General features: G+C 73.8%; 17 protein-coding genes. 7 read left to right on the forward strand and 10 right to left on the reverse strand.

The genetic code is table 11. The annotated features are described in order from the left end of the window. Window positions 1-36: 36 nt before the first annotated feature. Window positions 37-1,308 (reverse strand): PLP-dependent aminotransferase family protein, encoded by a 1,272-nt coding sequence (locus ACFRMQ_RS03905; protein ID WP_380726595.1) that lies wholly within the window; start codon window positions 1,306-1,308, stop codon window positions 37-39. A gap of 187 nt (window positions 1,309-1,495) precedes the next feature. On the opposite strand from ACFRMQ_RS03905, the gene ACFRMQ_RS03910 reads away from it, so the two are divergent. Further along, a complete protein-coding gene (locus tag ACFRMQ_RS03910; protein WP_380726597.1) occupies window positions 1,496-2,158 on the forward strand; it encodes a LysE family translocator in 663 nt (220 codons plus the stop codon). Window positions 2,159-2,260: 102 nt separating this feature from the next. Here the strand turns inward: ACFRMQ_RS03910 and ACFRMQ_RS03915 are convergent, their stop codons facing one another. From ACFRMQ_RS03915 to ACFRMQ_RS03930, 4 genes are all read right to left on the reverse strand, one after another. Continuing rightward, window positions 2,261-3,340, reverse strand: coding sequence for a serine hydrolase domain-containing protein (locus tag ACFRMQ_RS03915; protein WP_380726599.1), 1,080 nt, complete (start codon window positions 3,338-3,340; stop codon window positions 2,261-2,263). Further along, on the reverse strand, window positions 3,337-4,275 hold the full coding sequence (locus tag ACFRMQ_RS03920; RefSeq protein WP_380726601.1) for a DUF6895 family protein: 939 nt from the start codon (window positions 4,273-4,275) through the stop codon (window positions 3,337-3,339). The genes ACFRMQ_RS03915 and ACFRMQ_RS03920 overlap by 4 nt, the downstream gene beginning before the upstream one ends. Next, window positions 4,272-4,994 carry a hypothetical protein gene (locus ACFRMQ_RS03925; protein ID WP_380726603.1) on the reverse strand — a complete coding sequence of 241 codons (723 nt, stop codon included), beginning with the start codon at window positions 4,992-4,994 and terminating at the stop codon, window positions 4,272-4,274. The genes ACFRMQ_RS03920 and ACFRMQ_RS03925 overlap by 4 nt, the downstream gene beginning before the upstream one ends. A 66-nt stretch (window positions 4,995-5,060) precedes the next feature. Then, the gene (locus ACFRMQ_RS03930) at window positions 5,061-5,264 is read right to left on the reverse strand and encodes a hypothetical protein (protein ID WP_380726605.1); all 204 of its coding nucleotides are present in this window, start codon (window positions 5,262-5,264) and stop codon (window positions 5,061-5,063) included. A gap of 155 nt (window positions 5,265-5,419) precedes the next feature. Here ACFRMQ_RS03930 and ACFRMQ_RS03935 point away from each other — a divergent pair, with 155 nt between their 5' ends. Then, window positions 5,420-6,193, forward strand: a complete 774-nt coding sequence (locus ACFRMQ_RS03935; protein WP_380726607.1) for an SDR family NAD(P)-dependent oxidoreductase — start codon at window positions 5,420-5,422, stop codon at window positions 6,191-6,193. A gap of 309 nt (window positions 6,194-6,502) precedes the next feature. Further along, window positions 6,503-8,425, forward strand: a complete 1,923-nt coding sequence (locus ACFRMQ_RS03940) for an ABC transporter ATP-binding protein (RefSeq protein ID WP_380726609.1) — start codon at window positions 6,503-6,505, stop codon at window positions 8,423-8,425. 4 nt (window positions 8,426-8,429) lie between these two features. Here ACFRMQ_RS03940 and ACFRMQ_RS03945 read toward each other — a convergent pair whose 3' ends face one another. Further along, window positions 8,430-9,098, reverse strand: a complete 669-nt coding sequence (locus ACFRMQ_RS03945; protein WP_380726611.1) for a lysophospholipid acyltransferase family protein — start codon at window positions 9,096-9,098, stop codon at window positions 8,430-8,432. 176 nt (window positions 9,099-9,274) lie between these two features. On the opposite strand from ACFRMQ_RS03945, the gene ACFRMQ_RS03950 reads away from it, so the two are divergent. After that, on the forward strand, window positions 9,275-9,487 hold the full coding sequence (locus ACFRMQ_RS03950; RefSeq protein ID WP_380726613.1) for an EF-hand domain-containing protein: 213 nt from the start codon (window positions 9,275-9,277) through the stop codon (window positions 9,485-9,487). 109 nt (window positions 9,488-9,596) lie between these two features. Here ACFRMQ_RS03950 and ACFRMQ_RS03955 read toward each other — a convergent pair whose 3' ends face one another. After that, complete coding sequence (locus tag ACFRMQ_RS03955) at window positions 9,597-11,855, reverse strand: CDP-glycerol glycerophosphotransferase family protein (protein ID WP_380726615.1); 2,259 nt, start codon at window positions 11,853-11,855, stop codon at window positions 9,597-9,599. Window positions 11,856-12,716: 861 nt separating this feature from the next. Here ACFRMQ_RS03955 and ACFRMQ_RS03960 point away from each other — a divergent pair. Both ACFRMQ_RS03960 and ACFRMQ_RS03965 read left to right on the forward strand, forming a co-directional pair. Further along, complete coding sequence (locus ACFRMQ_RS03960; RefSeq protein ID WP_049650625.1) at window positions 12,717-12,983, forward strand: hypothetical protein; 267 nt, start codon at window positions 12,717-12,719, stop codon at window positions 12,981-12,983. A gap of 283 nt (window positions 12,984-13,266) precedes the next feature. Then, window positions 13,267-13,728, forward strand: coding sequence for a YjbQ family protein (locus ACFRMQ_RS03965; RefSeq protein ID WP_380726617.1), 462 nt, complete (start codon window positions 13,267-13,269; stop codon window positions 13,726-13,728). A gap of 70 nt (window positions 13,729-13,798) precedes the next feature. Here ACFRMQ_RS03965 and ACFRMQ_RS03970 read toward each other — a convergent pair whose 3' ends face one another. Next, window positions 13,799-14,353: a DUF1990 family protein gene (locus ACFRMQ_RS03970; protein WP_380726619.1), complete on the reverse strand. Its 555-nt coding sequence runs from the start codon at window positions 14,351-14,353 to the stop codon at window positions 13,799-13,801. A 234-nt stretch (window positions 14,354-14,587) separates the two neighbouring features. On the opposite strand from ACFRMQ_RS03970, the gene ACFRMQ_RS03975 reads away from it, so the two are divergent. Beyond that, a complete protein-coding gene (locus ACFRMQ_RS03975; RefSeq protein WP_380726621.1) occupies window positions 14,588-14,806 on the forward strand; it encodes a hypothetical protein in 219 nt (72 codons plus the stop codon). Window positions 14,807-14,858: 52 nt separating this feature from the next. On the opposite strand, the gene ACFRMQ_RS03980 is transcribed toward ACFRMQ_RS03975, so the two are convergent. Together ACFRMQ_RS03980 and ACFRMQ_RS03985 are read right to left on the reverse strand one after the other, a co-directional pair. Then, complete coding sequence (locus tag ACFRMQ_RS03980; RefSeq protein ID WP_380726623.1) at window positions 14,859-17,897, reverse strand: AAA family ATPase; 3,039 nt, start codon at window positions 17,895-17,897, stop codon at window positions 14,859-14,861. After that, window positions 17,894-19,063: an exonuclease SbcCD subunit D gene (locus tag ACFRMQ_RS03985; RefSeq protein WP_380726625.1), complete on the reverse strand. Its 1,170-nt coding sequence runs from the start codon at window positions 19,061-19,063 to the stop codon at window positions 17,894-17,896. The genes ACFRMQ_RS03980 and ACFRMQ_RS03985 overlap by 4 nt, the downstream gene beginning before the upstream one ends. Window positions 19,064-19,748 lie beyond the last annotated feature (685 nt).

The following is a 19,748-nucleotide window of genomic DNA, read 5'->3' on the forward strand; positions in this document are numbered from 1 at the left end:
ATGGCGGTGACTCTGCGGTCTCGACCTGGTCGAGGGTCAAGCGGAGCGGTCGGTGAGGGGATCCACGGCGAAGGCCGCCGCAGGAGTGATCGAGATCCCGGCGCGCGCCGCCTCCGCCACGAAGGCCTCCGCCCGCCACCCCGCCGGCAGTTCCCACCACAGGTAGTACGAGCACGGATCGGACCGCAGCCGCTGCCCCGCCAGTACCTCGCGTGCCAGTAGTTGCCGGGCCGCCGCGTCGGCCCGCTTCGCCGCCTCCACCGAGGCCAGTGTGCCGTCCCCGATCCAGCGCACCGCCGCCTCCACCGCGAAGCCGCTCGGCGTCCAGCCGCCCGAGCGCAGCGCCCCCGCCACCCGCTCGCGCAGCGCCGCCGGGACGACCGCGAAGCCCGTGGTCAGTCCCGGAGCGAGCCGTTTGGAGAGACTGTCCACGAGCACGACGCGCTCCGGGGCGAGGGCGGCGAGCGGCGTCAGCTCGGGCCGGAGGAAGGACCAGACGGCGTCCTCGACCGCCGGCAGGTCGAGCCGCCGCAGCACCTCGGCCAGCGCCGCCGCCCGCTCGTCCGACAGGCTCGCGCCGAGCGGGTTCTGCAGCCGCGGTTGGACGTACAGCGCGCGCAGCGGTGCGGCCCGGTGGGCGGCCGCGACCGCGTCCGGCAGCAGCCCGTGCCCGTCCACGGCCAGTGGTACCAGCACGATGCCCAGCCGCTCAGCCACCGCCTTGACCACCGGGTAGGTCAGCTCCTCCACGCCCAGTCGCTGTCCGGGCGGCACCAGCGCGGACAGCGCCCCGGCGACGGCCTGCCGCCCGTTGCCGGCGAACAGCAGCCGTTCCGCCCCGACTTCCCAGGCCCCGGTCTCCCCGGCGCCGGTCTCCCGGGCCCCGGCCGACACCAGCCCCGCGAAGGCCCGTCGGGCCGCGTCCGTCCCGGCCGCGCCAACCGGCCGCAGGGCCTCGCCGAGCGCGTCCGGCCGCAGCAGCGGCGCCAGTCCGCCCGTCAACAGCTCGGCCTGTCCGGGGACGACGGGGTAGTTGAGCTCCAGGTCCACCGGGGAGTCGCCCGGTTCGGCGAGCGCCACCCGGACGCCCTCCATCGCGCGCCCGGCCCGGACGAAGGTGCCGCGCCCGACCTCTCCGACGGTCAGCCCGCGCCGGGCCAGCTCCCGGTAGACGCGCCCCGCCGTCGAGGCGGCGATGCCCCTGCTGCGGGCGAACGCGCGTTGGGTCGGCAGTTGCCGGCCGGGCCGCAGCCGTCCGTCCGCGATGTCGGCGGCGATCCGGTCGGCGATCAGGCGGTAGTCGTCCATCGGCGTTCAGCCCTCCCCGAGCCGTGCGGGTCCGGTCCGGAATCCGTTCCGGAACTTCCTGGAGCCCCTACGGAATCCGTTCCGGAACCCCGTCCCCGCGGTGGCGGCAGCGCCGTGGCGCGCCCACATTGCACCGAGGGCAAAGTCATCATTGCATCGACCCGGCGGCCCGTCCTAGCCTCCTCGCATGGACGCGTTGACATCCGCCCTGGACATCCACGCCGTGCTCGGGATCGCCGCCGTGGCCCTGGGCATGGTGCTGTCGCCCGGGCCGAACATGATCTACCTGGTCTCGCGCTCGATCGCGCAAGGCCGCCGCGCCGGGCTGATCTCGCTGGTCGGGGTCGCGGCCGGCTTCCTGGTCTACCTGGTCGCGGTGACGGCGGGGGTGGCCGCGGTGTTCTCGGTGGTGCCCGTCCTCTACACCGCGATCAAGCTGGCCGGCGCCGGGTACCTGCTCTGGTTGGCCTGGAAGGCGGTCAAGCCGGGCGGCGAGGCGGTCTTCGCCCCGCAGCAGCTGTCGCCGGACCCGCCGCGCCGACTGTTCACGATGGGCTTCCTGACCTGCCTGCTCAATCCCAAGATCGCCATCATGTACATCTCGCTGCTGCCCCAGTTCGTGGCCCCCGAGCGCGGCCACGTCGCCGTGCAGAGCCTGGTGCTGGGACTGGTCCAGATCGCGATAGGCGTGACCGTCAACGGCCTGATCGCGTGGAGCGCGGGCAGCATCGCGGTCTTCCTCGACCGTCGCCCCGGCTGGCTGCGGATCCAGCGCTACGTGATGGGTACCGTCCTCGCGGGTCTCGCCGTGCACATCGCCGCCGACCGCGCCAAGGCCGTCGCCGTCTGATCCCCTGATCCCCTGATCCCCTGATCGCCGTCCAGCCGCCCAGCGGCCCGGCCGTCCGGCCCTCCAGTCGTCCAGCCGTCCGGCGGTCCCGCCGCTGAACGGCTAAGCCCCTCGGCCGGCGTCGGGCTGCCCGGACCGCGTGACACCGGCGGCGCTCCGCAGCAACTCGTACCCGGCCTGGACGAACCGGCCGTCCAGCGCCGGGGCGGTGTTGGCCAGGACCGCGACGCCCGCCGAGCCGTCCGGTGAGAATCCCACGAAGGCGGTGAACCCCCGGGTGCCGCCGCTGTGGAAGCAGAGGTCGCGTTCGCCCGAGCGGCGGCGGTTCCAGATCAGGCAGAGCTCGTCGCCCGAGTGGCGCAGCCGCAGCCGGGGCCGCTGGACCTCGCGCAGCGCGACCGCCAATTCGGCGCGTTCCCGGCCGAGGTGCCGGCCCCGGTCGAGGTGCGCCCGGAGGTACCGCAGGAGGTCGGCCCCGCTGGAGCGGACACCGCCCGCTCCGGGCAGTCCGGGGATGCTCCAGGCCGGGAGCGGCTGCCCGCGCCGGTGCCCGGTCGCCCGCCCCGGCTGGTTCGGGGAGCAGGTCGTGTCGCGCAGGCCCAGCGGCCCGCAGATCCGCTCGGTGAGCAGTTCCCCGTACGGGAGTCCACCCGTTTCGGCGAGCGCGCGGCCGAGCAGTCCGGCTCCGTAGTTGGAGTAGCGGAACCGGCTGCCGGGCGTGCCGCGCACGGTGGTTCGGGCCAGACCGTCTCTCAACCGTTCGTCGTGGAACGTCTCGTACGGGTTGCTGAACCAGGTCGGCGCGGCTGTGGCGAGCAGGCCCGGGGGGAGGCGGGGCAGGCCGGAGGTGTGGGTGGCCAGGTGCAGCAGCCGGATGGGTTCGGCCGAACGGACCCGCGCCGTGCGCCAGTGGCGCGGCAGTCGCTCCTCGAGGAGGTCGTCCAGGGCGAGTTCGCCACGCGCGGCCAGGTCGGCGAGCAGCAGGGCGGTGAACGTCTTGCTGACGGAACCGAGTTCGAAGACGGTGTCGGGGGTGCAGGGCGGAGCCGAACGGTCCCGTCCGACCCGACCGAAGCAGCGCACTTGCGCCCGGGCTCCGTCGGCCAGGACGACCGTCACGGCGGTGGCGTACGGCCGGGCCGCCCGCACCACCGCCGTGACAGCGGCGTCCAGCCCGCTCAAGGGGCGGCCACCGGGGTGCCGCCGAGCGCCCGGGAGAGCGCGACGTCGGCGGCCACGACCCCGACCACCGCGGTGTGGCAGTGCTGGCGGAAGTCCTCCTCCGGGTCGTCGTTCTCGGGCGCGGAGCCCTCACACTTGATCATCCCGTCCTCCTGCTGGGCCGCGGTCAGCGCCTCCCAGCCGACTCGTCCGGTGACCGGCTCGCCGATGCAGGAGTCCACGATGAGCAGTTCGCCGGCGAGGTCCCACTGCTCGATCTCCAGCCAGATGTCGAGCCAGACGGGCAGCCAGTCGCGCAGGTAGTCGCGCATCGGCTCGGGCAGGCACTCCGGCCGGGCGCCCCAGTCGGTGAGGTGGAAGACGGTGTGGGTGACCTGGTAGGCGATCACCCAGGCGATGGTCCACGGTTCGGGCAGGGCGCCGAGCCAGGTGTTCCGGGCCAGTGTGGGCCAGTCCGGCTGGGGTTCGAGGCCCGAGATCCGCCGGGCGTTGGCGAGCGCGAGGTGGCGGCTGCCCTGGATCTCGACGGCGTGCACGGCGCGGAGCCGGCCGATCGAGGTGAGCAGTTCCTCCATGGCGGCGTGGCGGAATCCGGCCCGGGCGAAGTGGCCGTACGTCTCCAGCGGGTCGACGAGGGTCACGTGCCGCAACTGCCGTTCGAGCAGCAGGCCGCCCTCGCCCAGCTGGGCCCAGGCGGCTTCGAGGAGCTCCCGGGCGAGGCGGGTGTCGTGCGGGCCGGCGACGCCGTCGCGCAGTACCAGCGAGGAGGCCAACGCGGCCTCGCAGAGCGGCTTGTAGACGTCCTCCGGGTCGGCCAGGTCGACGATGGTGCTGTCCTCCAGCCGGCTGTAGCCGCGCTGGTAGCCGGCGTGCAGCCAGGCCAGTGACCGGGAGCCGAGCTGTTGGGCGGTGGCGAGCACCTCGGTGTCGGTCATCCCGTCACCCCGTTCAACAGTCGTTGGGCAATGGTGAGTTCGAGGAGAGAGCGGGCGGTCCCGTCGCCGGCCAGACGGATCCGGTCCAGGACGGGTTCGATCTCCAGGCGGAGCGGTCGGCCGTCGGCACGGGCCCAGGCGAGCCAGCGGGCGAGCCGGACGGCGGTGGTGGGATCGCGTCGGAGCATGCAGCGGACGGCGCCGCGGGCGAGGTCCAGGGTGTTGGCGCGGGCCGCCTCGTGCACCGGCCCGTCCAGGGTCGGCAGCGCCAGCGCGGACAGCTGGGCCATCCGCTTCGACCAGGCCTGCCAGCCGACGGCTTGGGGGCCGGGCAGTGGCTCGGGGGCCGGTCCGGCCGGCTCGTACGGGGCCGATCCGTACGGGGTGCGGGCGAGCAGTCGCCTGGCCGCCCAGTCCTGCCAGCTGACGACCAGTGCGGCCTCCGCGGAGGAGGGCGCCGGCGCGGGGAAGGCCGCGCGCGCCTCGGCGAGCAGGGCGGCGCCGGTGCCGTCCGGCTCCGCGCCGGTGAGGAGTTGAGGTGCGAACAGGTCCGCGCCCAGCACCCGTACCGCGGCCAGCAGGGGGCGGGGCACGATGCTGTCGGGGTCCGCGAGTGCGGCCGTGCCCTCGCCGTCCCGGAGGACGGCGAGGGTCCGGTCCGCCACCCGCTCGACCGCCGCGGCGAACTCGTCACGGAGAGGGGTCTCGGCGGTTGGCATGGTGATCGGGTCCCCCTTCAGGAGGATTGGTCACGGGCACACGGCCCGACAGGGGAGGAGCCGCCCTTACCGGGTCGGCTTCTCCTTCGGTCCCTTCGGCGAGAGCAGGAGCAGCGCGGCCAGGAGCACCGCGCCGGCGGCCTCGGGCAGGTACGTGGGCGCGTCGGACACGACGGCCTCGTCCTCCACCATCAGGCTCGCGAGTGTTTCGGCCTCGAGCGTCGCGCTGCGCGACGGCGAAGCGGTTTCGGTCCGGAACTGAGTAAGCATCAGATGTGCCTCCTCGAAAGGATTTCACCGCCCGGACGGGCGATGCCCCCGTTCGACAGTACGAGCACCTCCGGGGACCTGCATCCGCAAGCCGCTGAACTGGGTCGTTGCCGTGGATGTGGGCGTGGATGCGGCGAGTGGGTACGGTCTGGGGCATGACCACAGCCTTGATCACCGGCGCGACCGCCGGCATCGGAGCCGCCTTCGCCCGGCGGCTCGCCCGCGGCGGCTACCGGCTCGTCCTGGTGGCCCGGGACACCGAGCGCCTGGAGCGCGCCGCCGCGGACCTGCGTGCGAAGTTCGACGTCGAGACGGAGGTGCTCACCGCCGACCTCGCGACCGACGAGGGCATCGGCGCCGTGGAGGCCCGGCTGGCCGACTCCTCCCGACCGGTGGACCTCCTGGTCAACAACGCCGGCTTCGGCAACAAGGGCGCCTTCGGGGTCGTCCCGCTCCAGGACGAGCTGGACATGCTGAAGGTGCACATCGAAGCGATCCTGCGGCTCAGCACGGCCGCCCTGCCCGGCATGCGGGAACGCGGCCGGGGCGCCATCATCAATGTGGCCTCGGTGGCCGCCTTCGTGCCGCGCGGCACGTACGGCGCGAGCAAGGCCTGGGTGGTCAGCTTCAGTCAGGGCGTGATGCGCGACCTCGTCGGTACGGGGGTGCGCGTCATGGCGCTGTGCCCGGGCTTCACCCGGACCGAGTTCCACCAGCGGGCCGGCATGGGCACGGGCAACATCCCGTCCTGGTCCTGGCTCTCCGCGGAGCGGGTGGTCGACGAGGCGCTGCGCGACCTGGCGCGCGGCCGGGCCGTCTCCGTGCCCAGCAAGCGGTACAAGGCGGCCGTGGCCCTCGCCCGGGTGCTGCCCTCCGGCGGCCTGGGCGGCTTCTCGTCGAAGGCGGCGCGCACCTACCGGACGAACTGACGGTCGGGGCGGGGCGGGGCGGGCTGGGCGTCGGGCGGGGCCGGGCGTCGGGCGCGGGGCGGGGCCGGGCCGGCCGGGCGTCGGGCGCGGTCGGGGTGTCGGGCCGGGCGGGGGCCGGGCACGGTCGGTCGCCCGGCCGTTCACGGGCGGTGGCGGGGCGGCCGGGTGGCGGGTCCGAGGAATAGAGCAACCCTCACTATTAGCTTGTCTAACTATGAGCTACGCTCGCTATGCTGACCCCGGCCGGCCCGACCACCCCACCGGCCGTCCGCCCGTCCGCCCCTCCGTCCCAGCAAGGGAGGCCCGCCCTTGAGGCCCACCGCCATCGACTGGACCCCGCCCGAACGCGCCGAGGGCGAGCCCCGCCCGCCGGCCCAGTGGCGCCGCATCCTCGCGCTCTTCCGCCCGTACTCGGGCCGCCTGACCACCGTCGGCCTGCTGGTCGCAGCCTCCGCCGTGGTCTCGGTCGTCTCGCCGTTCCTGCTCAGGGCCGTCCTGGACACCGCCATCCCGCAGGGTCGCACCGGGCTGCTCAGCCTGCTGGCGCTCGGCATGATCCTCACCGCGGTGGTGAACAGCGTCTTCAACGTCCTCCAGACGCTGATCTCCACCACCGTCGGCCAGCGCGTGATGCACGACCTGCGCACCGCCGTCTACGGCCACCTCCAGCGGCAGTCGCTGGCCTTCTTCACCCGCACCCGCACCGGAGAGGTGCAGTCCCGGATCGCCAACGACATCGGCGGCATGCAGTCCACGGTGACCTCCACCGCGACCAGCCTGGTCTCCAATCTGACCGCGGTGATCGCCTCCGTGGTCGCCATGGTCGCGCTCGACTGGCGGCTGACCGTCGTCTCGCTGGTGCTGCTCCCGCTGTTCGTCTGGATCAGCCGACGGGTCGGCCAGGAGCGCAAGAAGATCACCACCGAGCGGCAGAAGCAGCTGGCCGCGATGAGCTCGGCGGTCCAGGAGTCGCTCTCGGTCAGCGGCATCCTGCTCGGCCGCACGATGGGCCGCTCCGGCTCGCTCGCCCGCGAGTTCACCGAGCAGTCCGACCAGCTCGCCGACCTGGAGGTGCGCGCCAGCATGGCCGGGCGCTGGCGGATGAACACCATCCAGATCGTGATGGCCGCGATGCCCGCGCTGATCTACTGGGCGGCCGGGCTGACCTCCGCCGCCGGTGCGCCGATCGTCTCGGTCGGCACCCTGGTCGCCTTCGTGACCCTCCAGCAGGGCCTCTTCCGCCCGACCGTCAGCCTGCTCTCCACCGGCGTGGACGTGCAGACCTCGCTCGCGCTCTTCCAGCGCATATTCGAGTACCTCGACCTGCCGGTGGAGATCGACGAGCCCGCCGACCCGGTCACCCTGACCGACATCCGCGGCGAGGTCCGCTTCGAGGCGGTCGACTTCCGCTACGACCCCGCGCAGGAACGCCCGACCCTGTCCGGCCTCGACCTCGACGTCCCGGCCGGAAGCTCGCTGGCCGTGGTCGGCGAGACCGGCTCGGGCAAGACCACCCTCAGCTACCTCGTGCCACGGCTGTACGACGTCACCGGCGGACGGGTCACCCTGGACGGCGTGGACGTGCGCGAGCTCTCCTTCGACACCCTGGCCCGGGCGGTCGGCGTGGTCTCCCAGGAGACCTACCTCTTCCACGCCTCGGTCGCCGACAACCTGCGCTTCGCCAAGCCCGGCGCGAGCGACGCCGAACTGGTCGAGGCCGCCAGGGCCGCGCAGGTCCACGACACCATCGCCGCCCTCCCGGACGGCTACGACACCCTGGTCGGCGAGCGCGGATACCGCTTCTCCGGCGGGGAGAAGCAGCGCCTCGCGCTCGCCCGGACGATCCTGCGCAACCCGCCGGTACTCATCCTCGACGAGGCCACCAGCGCACTCGACAACCGCACCGAGCGCGCCGTCCAGCAGGCCGTGGACACCCTGGCCGCCGGTCGCACCACCATCACCATCGCGCACCGGCTCTCCACCGTCCGCGCCGCCGACCAGATCGCCGTCCTGGACCGCGGCGAGGTGGTCGAACTCGGCAGCCACGAGGAGCTGGTGGCGCTGGACGGCCGGTACGCCGCGCTGCTGCGCCGGGAGGTGCCGGACGTACTGGACGTACAGGATGTTCCGGACGTGCCAGATGTGCCAGATGTGCCCGACACGTCGGACGTACCGGGTGTGCCGGAAGCGGTGCCGACGTCGGTGCCGGCGGCCGTCGGGCAGCCTGCGTGAGGGGTCAGGCCGCCTTCGGGGCCTCGTTGTAGCTCTCCGCGACCTCCTGGCCGGACAGCCGCTGGATGGCGGCCATCACCTCGTCGGTCACCTGCCGACGGGCCTTCAGCGAGCGGGCCTGCCCGTGCAACTCGTCGAAGCGCAGCGGCTCGCCGAAGCGCACCGTCACCTTCTTCAGCCGCGGCACCCGCTTGCCCACCGGGAGGATCTGCTCCGGGCCCTCCAGCGCCACCGGCACCACCGGCACGCCTGCGGTCAGCGCGAGCCAGGCGACGCCCGTCTTGCCCCGGTAGAGCCGGCCGTCCAGCGAACGGGTGCCCTCGGGGTAGATGCCGAAGGCCTTGCCGTCCTCCAGGATCTCCAGCGCCGACTCCAGCGAGGCCTGGGCGGAGCGGTAGGTGCCGCGCTCGACCGGCACCGCGCCGATCGCCTCGAAGAAGCCCTTGGAGAGCCGGCCCTTGAGCCCGGTGCCGGTGAAGTACTCGGCCTTGGCGAGGAAGTGGACCCTGCGCGGCGAGGTCAGCGGGATCACCACGCTGTCGATGAAGGACAGGTGGTTGCTGGCCAGGATCACCCCGCCCTTGCGGGGCACGTTCTCGATCCCCTCGATGGCCGGCCGCCAGATCCCCCGCGAGACCGGTTTCAGCACCAACTTGGTGGCGAGGTCGAGCACGATTCCCTCCCTGGGCGAACGGCCGCCCGGGAGGAGCCCGGGCCTGCGATCAGATCCGCAGACTACGACACCGACCCCCGAGCCCGTCCACTCCGGGAGACCGTGGCGCGCGCCACGGCCGGGGTAGGGTACGGCCGTCCGATCAGGGCACCACCCGTAGTACGCAGGAGGGCACGATGGAGACCACCGAGGCGATCAAGGCCTTTTTCGACCGTTTCGACAAGGACGGTGACGGCCGGATCACCGCGGCCGAGTACGCCCTGGCCGCCAATGAGATGGGCGACCACGACGTCACCCTCTCGATGGCCGAGGCGCTGATCCACAGCATGGACACCGACCACGACGGCGTCCTGACCTTCGAGGAGTTCCGGGCTGCCCGCCAGCGCTGAACCCGAGCCGGCGGAGCCGGGACCGTCGTAGCGGCGGCACCGGCCCCGTCAGGATCACCGCCGGCCCCGTCCGGGTCGCCGTGACCGCCGCTGCCGGACTCCTCCTCCGCTACTTCTCCACCGGCTTCCCGACCGGCTTCCCGACCGGACTCTTGACCTGGTTCTCCACCGGGAACACCCGGCGCACCACCCGCTCCGCCGCCCCGCCGTCGTCCCAGACGCAGAACTCCGCCCGGAACCGCGCCCGCGCCGCCGGCTCCGGGTCGCCCGCCAGCAGCGCCCGCGCCAGCCCGTCCGCGTCCTGGGTCACCGCGCCCGGAGGCTGCGCGAACAGGTCGAAGTAGACGCCGCGCTCCCGCTTGTACTCCTCCCAGTCCGGAGCGAAGATCACCACCGGCCGGTCCAGCACCGCGTAGTCGAACATCATCGACGAGTAGTCCGTCACCAGCGCGTCCGCCGCCAGGTAGAGGTCCTCGACCGTCGGGTGCCCCGAGACGTCCACGATCCCGGCCGAATCCGTACCGGTCCCCGTCAGGTCGCCCGGACCGCCGGTGTGGAAGTAGTGGGTGCGCACCAGTAGCGTGAAGTCCGGGCCCAACTCCCGGGCCAGCGCGGCCACGTCGAGCAACGGGACGTAGCCGCCCTTGCTGCCCCGGTGGGTCGGCGCGTACAGCACCGCCCGGGTGCCCGGGCGCAGCCCGAACCGCTCGCGCATCGCCCGGACCTCGTCCGAAGTGGCGTTCGCCAGACGGTCGTTGCGCGGGTAACCGGTGTCCAGCATCTCGTACCGGCCGGGGAAGGCGCGGGCGAAGTGCTCGCTGGTGTGCGGGTTGGGGGAGACGAGGAAGTCCCAGCGGTCGACGGCTTCCTGGAGCTGGTCGAAGTCCATCCCCTCGGCCGCCGCCGGGTGGTCGCGCAGGTCCATGCCCATCGCCTTGAGCGGCGTGCCGTGCTGGGTCTGGACGTGCACCGTGCCCGGCCGCTTCGTCATCGTGCGAGGGAAGTTGACGTTGTTGACGAAGTACTTGGCGGTCCCCATCGCCTTGAGGTAGGCGGGGGTGTTGACGATCACGTACGGCACTCCGGGCGGCAGCGCGGCGGCCTGGGCGCGGTTCTCCACCACCCACACCCCCCGGATCCGCGGGGCGAGTTCCTTCGCCTTCTCGTAGATCGCCGCCGGGCTGCACGCGTAACCCCGGTGCCAGTAGGCGGCGTAGACCGCGAGGTTCTCGTCCAGCGGCAGCCGGCGGAACGCGTTGTACGCGGTGAACCGGGCGCCGCTGCGCACCCCCTTCTTCACGGCGGGCGCCACCGCCCGTGCCCCGCGCTTGAGTTCGCGCGGCAGCCGGCCGGTGCGGCGCAGCTCCGCGTACGCGATCCGGGCGCCGCGGGCGGCCAGCCGGTACTGCACGCCGTGCACCCCGCCGGGGAAGCGGTAGTCGGCCGGGCGGTGGCGGTCGAAGTGCCGGGCGATCTTCCGGAAGAAGTCCTTGCGCAGTTCGGTGGGGACCAGCCCGGGGGTGTCGTAGACGTTCAGGGCCTGGCGGACGGTCCGGTCGAAGACCAGGGTTCGCAGCGAGTCCGGGACGGGCCGGCCGGGGCGGTCGGTGGCTTCGGGGCGGTCGAGGAAGGCGAAGATCGCGTCGTACTGGGCGAACACGTCGGCGTGCTTGGGGGAGGCGGTGGCGGTGATCGCGCCGTCCCTGCCGCGCCGGTAGAAGTAGCAGGGGCGGTCGAGGTAGCGCAGCCGTTCGGCGGCCAGCAGCGCCGGGTAGGTGACCGAGATGTCCTCGTAGTAGCCGCGCCCGAAGGAGACGCCGAGGCTGTTCAGGAAGTCGCGGCGGAACAGCTTGTTCCACACCGACATCACGGTCTGGAACAGTGCCGGGTGCTCGGCCAGCGTGCAGCCCTCGACCAGCGGGGAGCCGGTCAGCACGTGGCGCCACGGGTTGGGCTCGGTCCCGCCGTCGGGATAGACGTGGGTGAAGTCGGTGATCAGCACGTCGGCGGGGGTCTCCCGGCGACGCTCCTGGGTCAGCTCGTCCAGCAGTGTGCTGACCGTCCGCTCGGGCACCCAGTCGTCGCTGTCCACGAACCAGACGTACTCGCCGCGGGCCTGCGGCAGGGCGGCGGTGCGGGCGCCGCCGAGGCCCTGGTTCTCGGTGAGGTGCAGCACCCGCAGCCGGCTGTCGCGGGCCGCGTAGGCGTCCAGGATCGCGCCGGAGCCGTCGGGGGAGAGGTCGTCGACCGCGATCACCTCGAAACGGGTCTCCGCGGCGGGGGTGTCGCCGAGGATCGAGTCGAGGCAGCGGGGGAGGTACCGCTCCACGCCGTGGACCGGGAGCACGATGCTGAGGAGGAGGGACACGCTGGCCGAGTGTACCGACCCACCGGGAACGACCTGCGCGGACGCCCGCCGCGGGGCCTGCGGGGCCGGGGCCCGTAGGGCGGTGGTGCGGGGGCTCCGAGGTTCTTGGGGGTCCTCGGGGGTCCTCGGAGGGGCCCGGAACCGCCGGTGCCGGGCCCCTCGCGGGGCGGCACCGGCAGTCAGGTGGCGGCCCGGCCGACCCTCTACGGCCGGCCGCCGGTCCGGGCACCACGCGAGCCTGGCCGCCGCAGCGTCGAGGCGGCCGGGCAGTGGCTCGCGGGAGCCGGAGTTCTTCTCGCACCGTCCTTCATCACTCGAACACGCGCTTGAGTGCGGTGCGGGTGCGGACACGTGCAACAGATATTGCTTGGATGATCGGCGGGAGTCAATCCCTCAAATGTGTTCACTTCCTGAAGCCAGGCGGTGGCGGTGCGTTCGCCGCCGGGGATGCGGTGGGGATGCGGCGGGCGGTGTGGGGAGAGGGCTGCGCACGTCCTTGTGGACGGCTCCGTGAGCGGTGCTTCGAGTGGCCCCGAGAGCGGCCCCGTGAGCGGTGCTGTGAGTGGCGCCGTGAGTGGCTTCGGGGGTGTCCGGTGATCGCTTTGTCGATGTGGCGGCTGTCCCCTATATGGGAGACGTATACGCGGAGCGAGGAAGGGATGTTTCGCGGAACCGGTGACGAACGGCCGGTCGTGCACCATCATTGATGCCTAGTCGTGACCGGCCGGGCAGCCCCTGGTGCTTCGTCAGTTGACGTCGCACGATACGGTGGCCCAATACCAAGGGCGGTTGCGCGAAGGCCGTCCGTCACGGATAGTCTTCGCCTCACGGCCCTGGCGCCTCGTAGGGGTGGGAAAACTGATGGAACACATGCAAGTGCGGACTCGGCCCCGTGTGCCGGCGATCCAGTGCGGTGTCGGCACGACCGGCCGCCGGATCGACCGACACCTGGCCGTGCTCGGCGCGCCCGCACTCCCGGCGGTCGACACCGCCGAGGCGCTCGGGTTGATAAGGGAACTCACGCCGCGCGGCGCCGAGGCCCCGACGACCCGTCGTCGCCACACCAGGATCTCGCTGCTGACGCCGCTGCGTCGGCTGCGGCGGAGCCTCTTCGGCGGGCGCGGCTAGGACAGCCGGCGGTGCGGCCGACGCGGTGCGGGTCCCTCCCCGTCGCCCGGTCGGGAACCGACCCGGTGGACCATTCGGTCCGCCGGGTCTTCGGTGTGTCCGAGGGCGTTCGGCGCCGGCCGGGGAGTGTTCCGGCCGTGTGCGGGGGCGGTGCCCGGACGGGAGTCCCGGTTGTCCGGGGTGCTGTGGTCTGAACCTTTCACCCTACGCGAGTCCACCTCCTCGGCGCGGAGAGTCGGTGAGGGAGTACGCCCGGCCCCCTGACCTGGGACAGGATGGCGCCATGGCGGACAACAAACACTCCACCCAGACCGGCGCGCTCCTGACCAGCGGCTTCCAGAGCGGCACCTTCGAGATCACCACCGGCAGCCGCGAGGTCGCGCTCGACATCACCGACCGCTGCGCCGCTTTCCTCGACGAACGGGCCGCCGGGCGCGACGGCCTGCTCAACATCTTCGTCCCGCACGCCACCGCGGGGATCGCCGTGCTGGAGACCGGCTCCGGCAGCGACGACGACTTCCTCGCCGTCCTGCGCGACCTGCTCCCGGCCGACGACCGTTGGCGCCACCGGCACGGCAGCCCCGGCCACGGCCGGGACCACGTGGTGCCCGGCCTGGTCGCCCCGCACGCCACCCTGCCGGTGATCGGAGGGCAACTGGCGCTCGGCGTCTGGCAGTCGGTGGTGCTGGTCGACACCAACGGGGACAACCTGCGCCGGACGGTCCGGCTGTCCTTCCTCGGCTGAGGGCCGAGGGCCGAGGGCTGACGGCTGCCGCAGCCGGTTCACGTCCGGTGGGCGGGCTCAGCGGGCGGGCTCAGCGGACGTACGCGGCCACCGCGGCGAGGTAGCGCTCGATCGCCAGGTGCTGGCAGAGCAGTGCCACCGGCCGGCCCAGCCTGGCGTACCAGGCGGACAGCCGGGAGAACGCGGTGACCTCGAACCACACCTCGCCGTCGGCGTCCATCGACACCAGGAACGCCTCCTCGCCGCACTCCGGGTGTCCGGGGAGGGTGCCGTACCCGAACCCGATCCGGCCCGGCTCGTCCACCGTCCACACCACCCGGCAGGGAATCACCAGCCGTGGCCACCGGCTTCCCGGCAGATTCAGCCGCAGCAGCACCGTCTCGCCCTCCCGGGCCGGGCCGGACGGGAACACCGCGAAGCCGGTGCCCAGCTGGCTGCCCCAGCCGAGCACGTACCGGCCGGCTCGCTCCAGTACCTCCGGCCCGTGCCCCAGGTGGACCCGCCGTCGCAGGTGCGCGTAGCCGTCCGGCAGCCGCCCACCCCCGCCCCGGGTGGCGCCCACTTCGGGGTACGACGGGGTGGTGGCGCGGGCGGCGAGCAGGCGGCGGCGCGGGTCGGCGGTCACGTCGGTCACGGTAGTCGCCGGGTGAGGACGGGCGGGGACGGGGTGGGGTGAGGTTCGGCGGGCGGACTTCGGCGAACAGCTTTCAGAGGACAGCTTTCAGATGACGGATTTCAGCGAACGTTTTCTGAAATCTGTTCGCCGCCCTCCTGTCGCCCGCCCGCCGCTCTGCCCCGTGCCGGCCCCTGCCCCCGGGGTGGGTTGCGGCAGTGCAGGGGCGCGGAGTAGGAAAGCGGCATGAGCGACACCGGTACGAACGAGGAAGCCGCCGCCTGCGAACTCGCGCCCGACAGCGGAGCGGAAGCCGCACTGCGGCACGACCCGGAGGCGACCGGGCCCCGCGCCGACTGCGTGCTGTGCGGAGAGCCGACCGAACTGCCCGCCGACCACCAGGGCAGCACTCTCTGCCCGGTGTGCGCCTGGCAGCAGGCGCAGCGGATCGCCTGCTCCGGCTGACCTCGGGGCCCGACTTCTCCGGTCGGCCCCGCGGCCGGCCCGGCGGGTAGGCCTACGCGTCCTCCCGCCCGGCCGGCGCCAGGGTCGAGCCGTGTCGGCCCTTGCGGACCAGCAGCTGGGCGGGGATGCGGCTGCGCAGGTCGGCGACGTGGCTGACGATGCCGACCGCGCGGTCCCGTTCGCGAAGGCCGTCCAGGACGTCCATGACCTCCTCCAGGGTCTGCTCGTCGAGGGTGCCGAAGCCCTCGTCGATGAAGAGCGTGTCCAGCGGCATGCCGCCCGCCTCGTCGGTGACCACGTCGGCCAGGCCCAGCGCGAGCGAGAGCGAGGCGAAGAAGCTCTCGCCGCCGGAGAGGGTGGCCGTGTCCCGCTCGGTGCCCGTCCAGGCGTCGACCACCCGCAGGGCCAGGCCCGACCGCTTGCCGCCGGTGCCCCGGTCGTCGCTGTGGACCAGGGTGTAGCGGCCGCCCGACATCCGGACCAGCCGGTCGCTGGCCGCCGCTGCGACCTGCTCCAGCCGGGCCGCCAGGACGTACGACTCCAGACGCATCCGCAGCCGGTTCTCGGTGGAGGTGCCGGCCGTGAGCGCGGCGAGCCGGTTGATCCGCCCGTACCGGTCCAGCGCCGGGGCCAGCTCGGCGGCGAGGCCGGTCAGCTGTCGCCCGATCGCGGTCAGCGCCCCGCACCGTTCGCGGGCGGCGGCGTGGTCGGCGTGTGCCCGGCCGAGCCGCTCGGTGGCGGCACCGAGCGCGGCCGCGACGGCGGACAGGTCGACCGGCGGACGGCCCGCGGCCTCGGCCAGCTCCGGCAGCGCCAGCTCGCGGCGGACGGCGGAGGTCTCGGCGCGGTGCCGCTCCAGCCGGGCCTCCAGCAGCTCGCGCTCCCCGCGCGGCAGCAGCACCGCCAGTGCCGCCGCGGCGTCCGGGAAGCCCGCGGTGGTGGCGGCCCCGCGCAGCTCGTCCTCGGCCTCGCGGAGTCGGGCCGAGGCATCCGCGTGGGCCCGGGCGGCGATGGCCGTCGCCGCGACCGCCTCGGTGAGCCGGGTGAGGGCGGCGGCCCGGTCGGCCACCGAAACCGCCTCGCCTCGGGCCGCGGCCACCCGGGCGGCCAACGTCTGCCGCTCGGTGCCCAGCGCCAGCAGCCGGTCGGAGAGGACGGCGGCGCGCTCCTTGGCCTCCCGCAGCTCCTCGACCCGGCGGGCACGGTCCTGCGACAGTCGGGTGATCTCCTGCTCGACCAGGCCGAGCGCCTCCGCCGTGTGCCGCGCCTCGTGGTGCTCGCGCTCCAGCACGGCGAGCAGCCGGGCGAGCGCATCCGCGGTGTCAGGGCCGGCCGCTCCGGCGGCGGTGGCCTCGCGCACCCGCAACGTCGTGAGCGCCCGCTCGGCCTCCGCCCAGACCTGCTCGGCGTCGGCCTGGGCCAAGCGTGCCCGCTCCTCGTCCTCGGCGCCGACCCGGCTGTCGGGAGCGGATTCGGCGGGAGCCGGATGCTCGGGCGAGCCGCAGACCCGGCAGGCCTCACCCGCGCGCAGCTGCTCCGCCAGCTCGGCGGCCATGCCGCGCAGCCGCCTGTCCCGCAGGTCCAGGCTGTACTCACGGGCGTCCAGCGCGATGGTCCGCAGGTCGGCGACCCGCGGTTCGGCCTCGGCGATCTCGGCGCGTAGGCCGTCACGCTCCTGGGCCGCTCCCTGGCGGACCGTCAACTCGGTGCGCCGATCGTCCAGTTGCTCGACCTTGACGGTCGCCGCCCGGGCCTCGGCGTGCTGATGCTCAAGCCGGCTCAACTCGCCCTCGAACTCGCCCAGCCAGTCCTCGGCTTCCTCGGCCCGCTCCTCGACAGCGCGTTGTTCATCCGTCAGGGAGCGCTGCTCGCCCGCGAGTTCGGCGCAGCGTCGCTCCTCCGCCCGGGCCGCCTCCAGGCGGACCACCTCGGCCCGCAGCCGCAGCTCGGCCTGGGCCAACCCGGCCGCGTCCGCCCCGGCGAGCCCCCGCCCCTCGCCGCCGGCGCCGGACAGCGCCTCGCGGTGCCGGAGTTCCGCCTGCCGTGCGCGCCGCAGCGCCTCGGACGCGCTCTCCCGCAGCCGCAGCGCGGACTCCACCCCGACGGCCTCCTGGGCGGCGGCCAACCGCTGCCGGTCCGCGGCCGCGGCGGCCTCGAAGCCGGCCAGCCGCTCGGCCAGGCCGGACGCCTCCCGGTGACGGCGCTGGTGACCGGCCAACTCCTCGGCGGCCGCACGGTGTTCCTGGGCGGTCCGCTGGGCCGACTCGGCGTCCGCGAGAGCAGCCTCGGCGATGGTGAGCCGCTCGGTCGCGTCGCTGCGCAGGACCGCCGCCCAGCCGAGCACTCCGGCGGCCGGCACGGCGTCGTCCTCCTCGGCCGGCATCCAGCCCCCAGCGGGCTCGGCGTCCGGACCGGCCGCCTGTTCGGCCTTGCTGACGAGGTCCCGAAGTCGGCGTCGGCCGGACTGGACCGCGGCCTCCTGACCTCGGCGCTGCTCGGCCAGCCAGGCCTCCACGTGCTGGAACCGCTCGGTGTCGAACAGCCGCCGCAGCAGCTTGCCGCGTTCCTCCGAGTCGGCCTTGAGGAAGCGGGCGAAGTCGCCCTGCGGCAGCAGCACCACCTGGCAGAACTGCTCCCGGTTCATGCCGATCAGCCGGTGGATCTCCTCCCCGGCCTCCTGGTGCGACTTGCTGAGCCCCCGCCAGCCGGGCGCGCCGTCGCCCGCGTCGGCGACCCACTCGCGCAGCAGCGTCTGGGCCCGCTCGACGGTGGTGCCGGTGCCGACCTTCTTCGGGCGGCGCTGCTCCGGCAGCCGGGTGATCTGGAGCCGCCGCCCGCCGAGGGTCAGCTCCAGCTCGACCGAGGTCAGCCGTTTCGGGTCGGCATGGTCACTGCGCAGCCGGGTGGCCCGGCGGGCGCCCGGCGTCTCGCCGTACAGGGCGAAGCAGACCGCGTCCAGCACGCTGCTCTTGCCCGCGCCCGTCGCTCCGCGCAGCAGGAACAGCCCGCCGGAGGCGAGTGCGTCGAAGTCCACCGTCTCGCTGCCCGCGAACGGGCCGAAGGCGGTGACGGTGAGCCGGTGCAGCCTCATCGGGGCAGGTCCGCCTTCCGGTCGGTGGTCTCCCGGACCCGCTCGAAGCCCTCGCGCAGCCAGCCGAGCTCGTCCGGCCTCGGCTCCGCACCGGGGCGGACGTGTCGCAGGAAGCCCTCGGCGATCTCCAGGTCCGCGCGGCCGCTGACCCGCGCCGCGTACGACTGCGAGGGCTCGGCCTCGCCCCTCTCGGGGTCGAACAGCAGCTGGAGGGTGTGCGGGAAGCGGCGCCGCAGCCTTTCCATCGGCTCGCTCGGCCGGACCGCGTCGGTGAGCGTGGCCTGCACCCAGGACCGCTCGTGCTCGGTGTACCTCTCGTCGGTGAGCAGCGCGCCGAGGGTGTCGCGCAGGGTGGCCAGCCGGCGCGGTTCGGGACAGGGCACCCGCTCGGCCGTCACCGCGCCGTCGGCCGCGAGGTCGACCAGCCACATGGTCTTGCGCTGGTTCACCTCGGAGAAGGAGTAGGCGAGCGGGGACCCGCTGTAGCGCAGGTGCGGGGCGAGGGTCTGGCAGCCGTGGAGGTGGCCGAGCGCGGCGTAGTGCACCCCGTCGAAGACGGAGGCGGGCACCGAGGCGACGCCGCCGACCGCGATGTCCCGCTCGCTGTCGCTCGGCGCGCCGCCGGTGACGAAGGCGTGCGCCAGTACCACCGCCCGGGTGCCGGCCGGGCGCGCCGCCACGTCCGCCCGGACCTGGTCCATCGCCGCGCCGAGGACAGCGGCGTGCCCGCCCTTGGCCAGGCCGAACCGCTCGCGTACCAGCGTCGGTTCCAGGTACGGCAGCCCGTACACCGCCACCGGGCCGTGCTCGTCCGCCAGCAGGACGGGTTCGGCGCACTCGCCCGGGTCGGTCCGCAGGTGTATTCCGGCCCGGCCGATCAGCCCCGCCCCCACCCCCAGGCGGCGGGCGGAGTCGTGGTTGCCGCTGATGAAGACCGTCGGCACCCCGAGGTCGGCCAAGCGGTGCAGCACGTCGTCGAACATGGCGACCGCCTCCAGCCCGGGCAGCGCCCGGTCGTAGACGTCCCCCGCGACCAGCACGGCGTCCACGCCCTCGGAACGGACCACGTCCACCAGGTGGTCCAGGAAGGCGCGCTGGGCGTCGTGCAGGCTCTCGCGGTGGAACGAACGCCCGAGGTGCCAGTCGGAGGTATGCAGCAGTCGCATGGTCCCCGACCTTAACCCGCGACGCCGACAATCCCGCCCGGCCCGGTGGGCCCACGGGGCCCGGGGGGAACTCGGGGTGGCGGGGGCGAGGGGTCGGTGGCCGCCGACGACCGGCGGGCGACAGCTGACAGCTGACAGATTTCGAAATCTGTCATCTGTCATCTGTTACTTGTCATCCGTCGGTCGCGCACTGTCTGCCCGTGGCCGCGCCAGGCCCGGCCGCGAGTCCCGGTGGTGGCCGGGAGTGCGGCGCCGTCCCCGATGGTCGTCCCCGATGGCCGCGCCGGTGCGTCGCGGCCGGCGACGAGTGGCGCCAAGCTTGTTCGATTACTGGGGGTGAATTGTCAGTGGCTCTGTGTATGTTCCTCGACGTCGGCCGGTCCCCAGACGGGGCGGCCGGTGTGAGTCGGTGTGATCCGTGTCGGGAGAGCGAGAAGGAGAAGCCGTGACCGCTGTACGGGAAGTGGTGTGCGGGGCGCTGGGTGCTGCGGCGGGGCGGCCGTCGCGCGGGCGCCGGCGGGTGCTGGTGCTGGCCGGGCGGAGGCCGGGCGGCGGTGTCGGCGGGGAGTCGGCAGGCAGGCCCGGAGGGGCGGCGCCGCCCGGAGGCGGGCGACCGCCGGGCGCGCGTGCGGGAGGGGGTGCGGGGGTCGGGCGCGGCGGGCGGCTCGGAGGTGCGCCGCCGCCC

It is taken from the genome of Kitasatospora sp. NPDC056783 (genome assembly GCF_042789895.1).
Taxonomy (GTDB): domain Bacteria; phylum Actinomycetota; class Actinomycetes; order Streptomycetales; family Streptomycetaceae; genus Kitasatospora.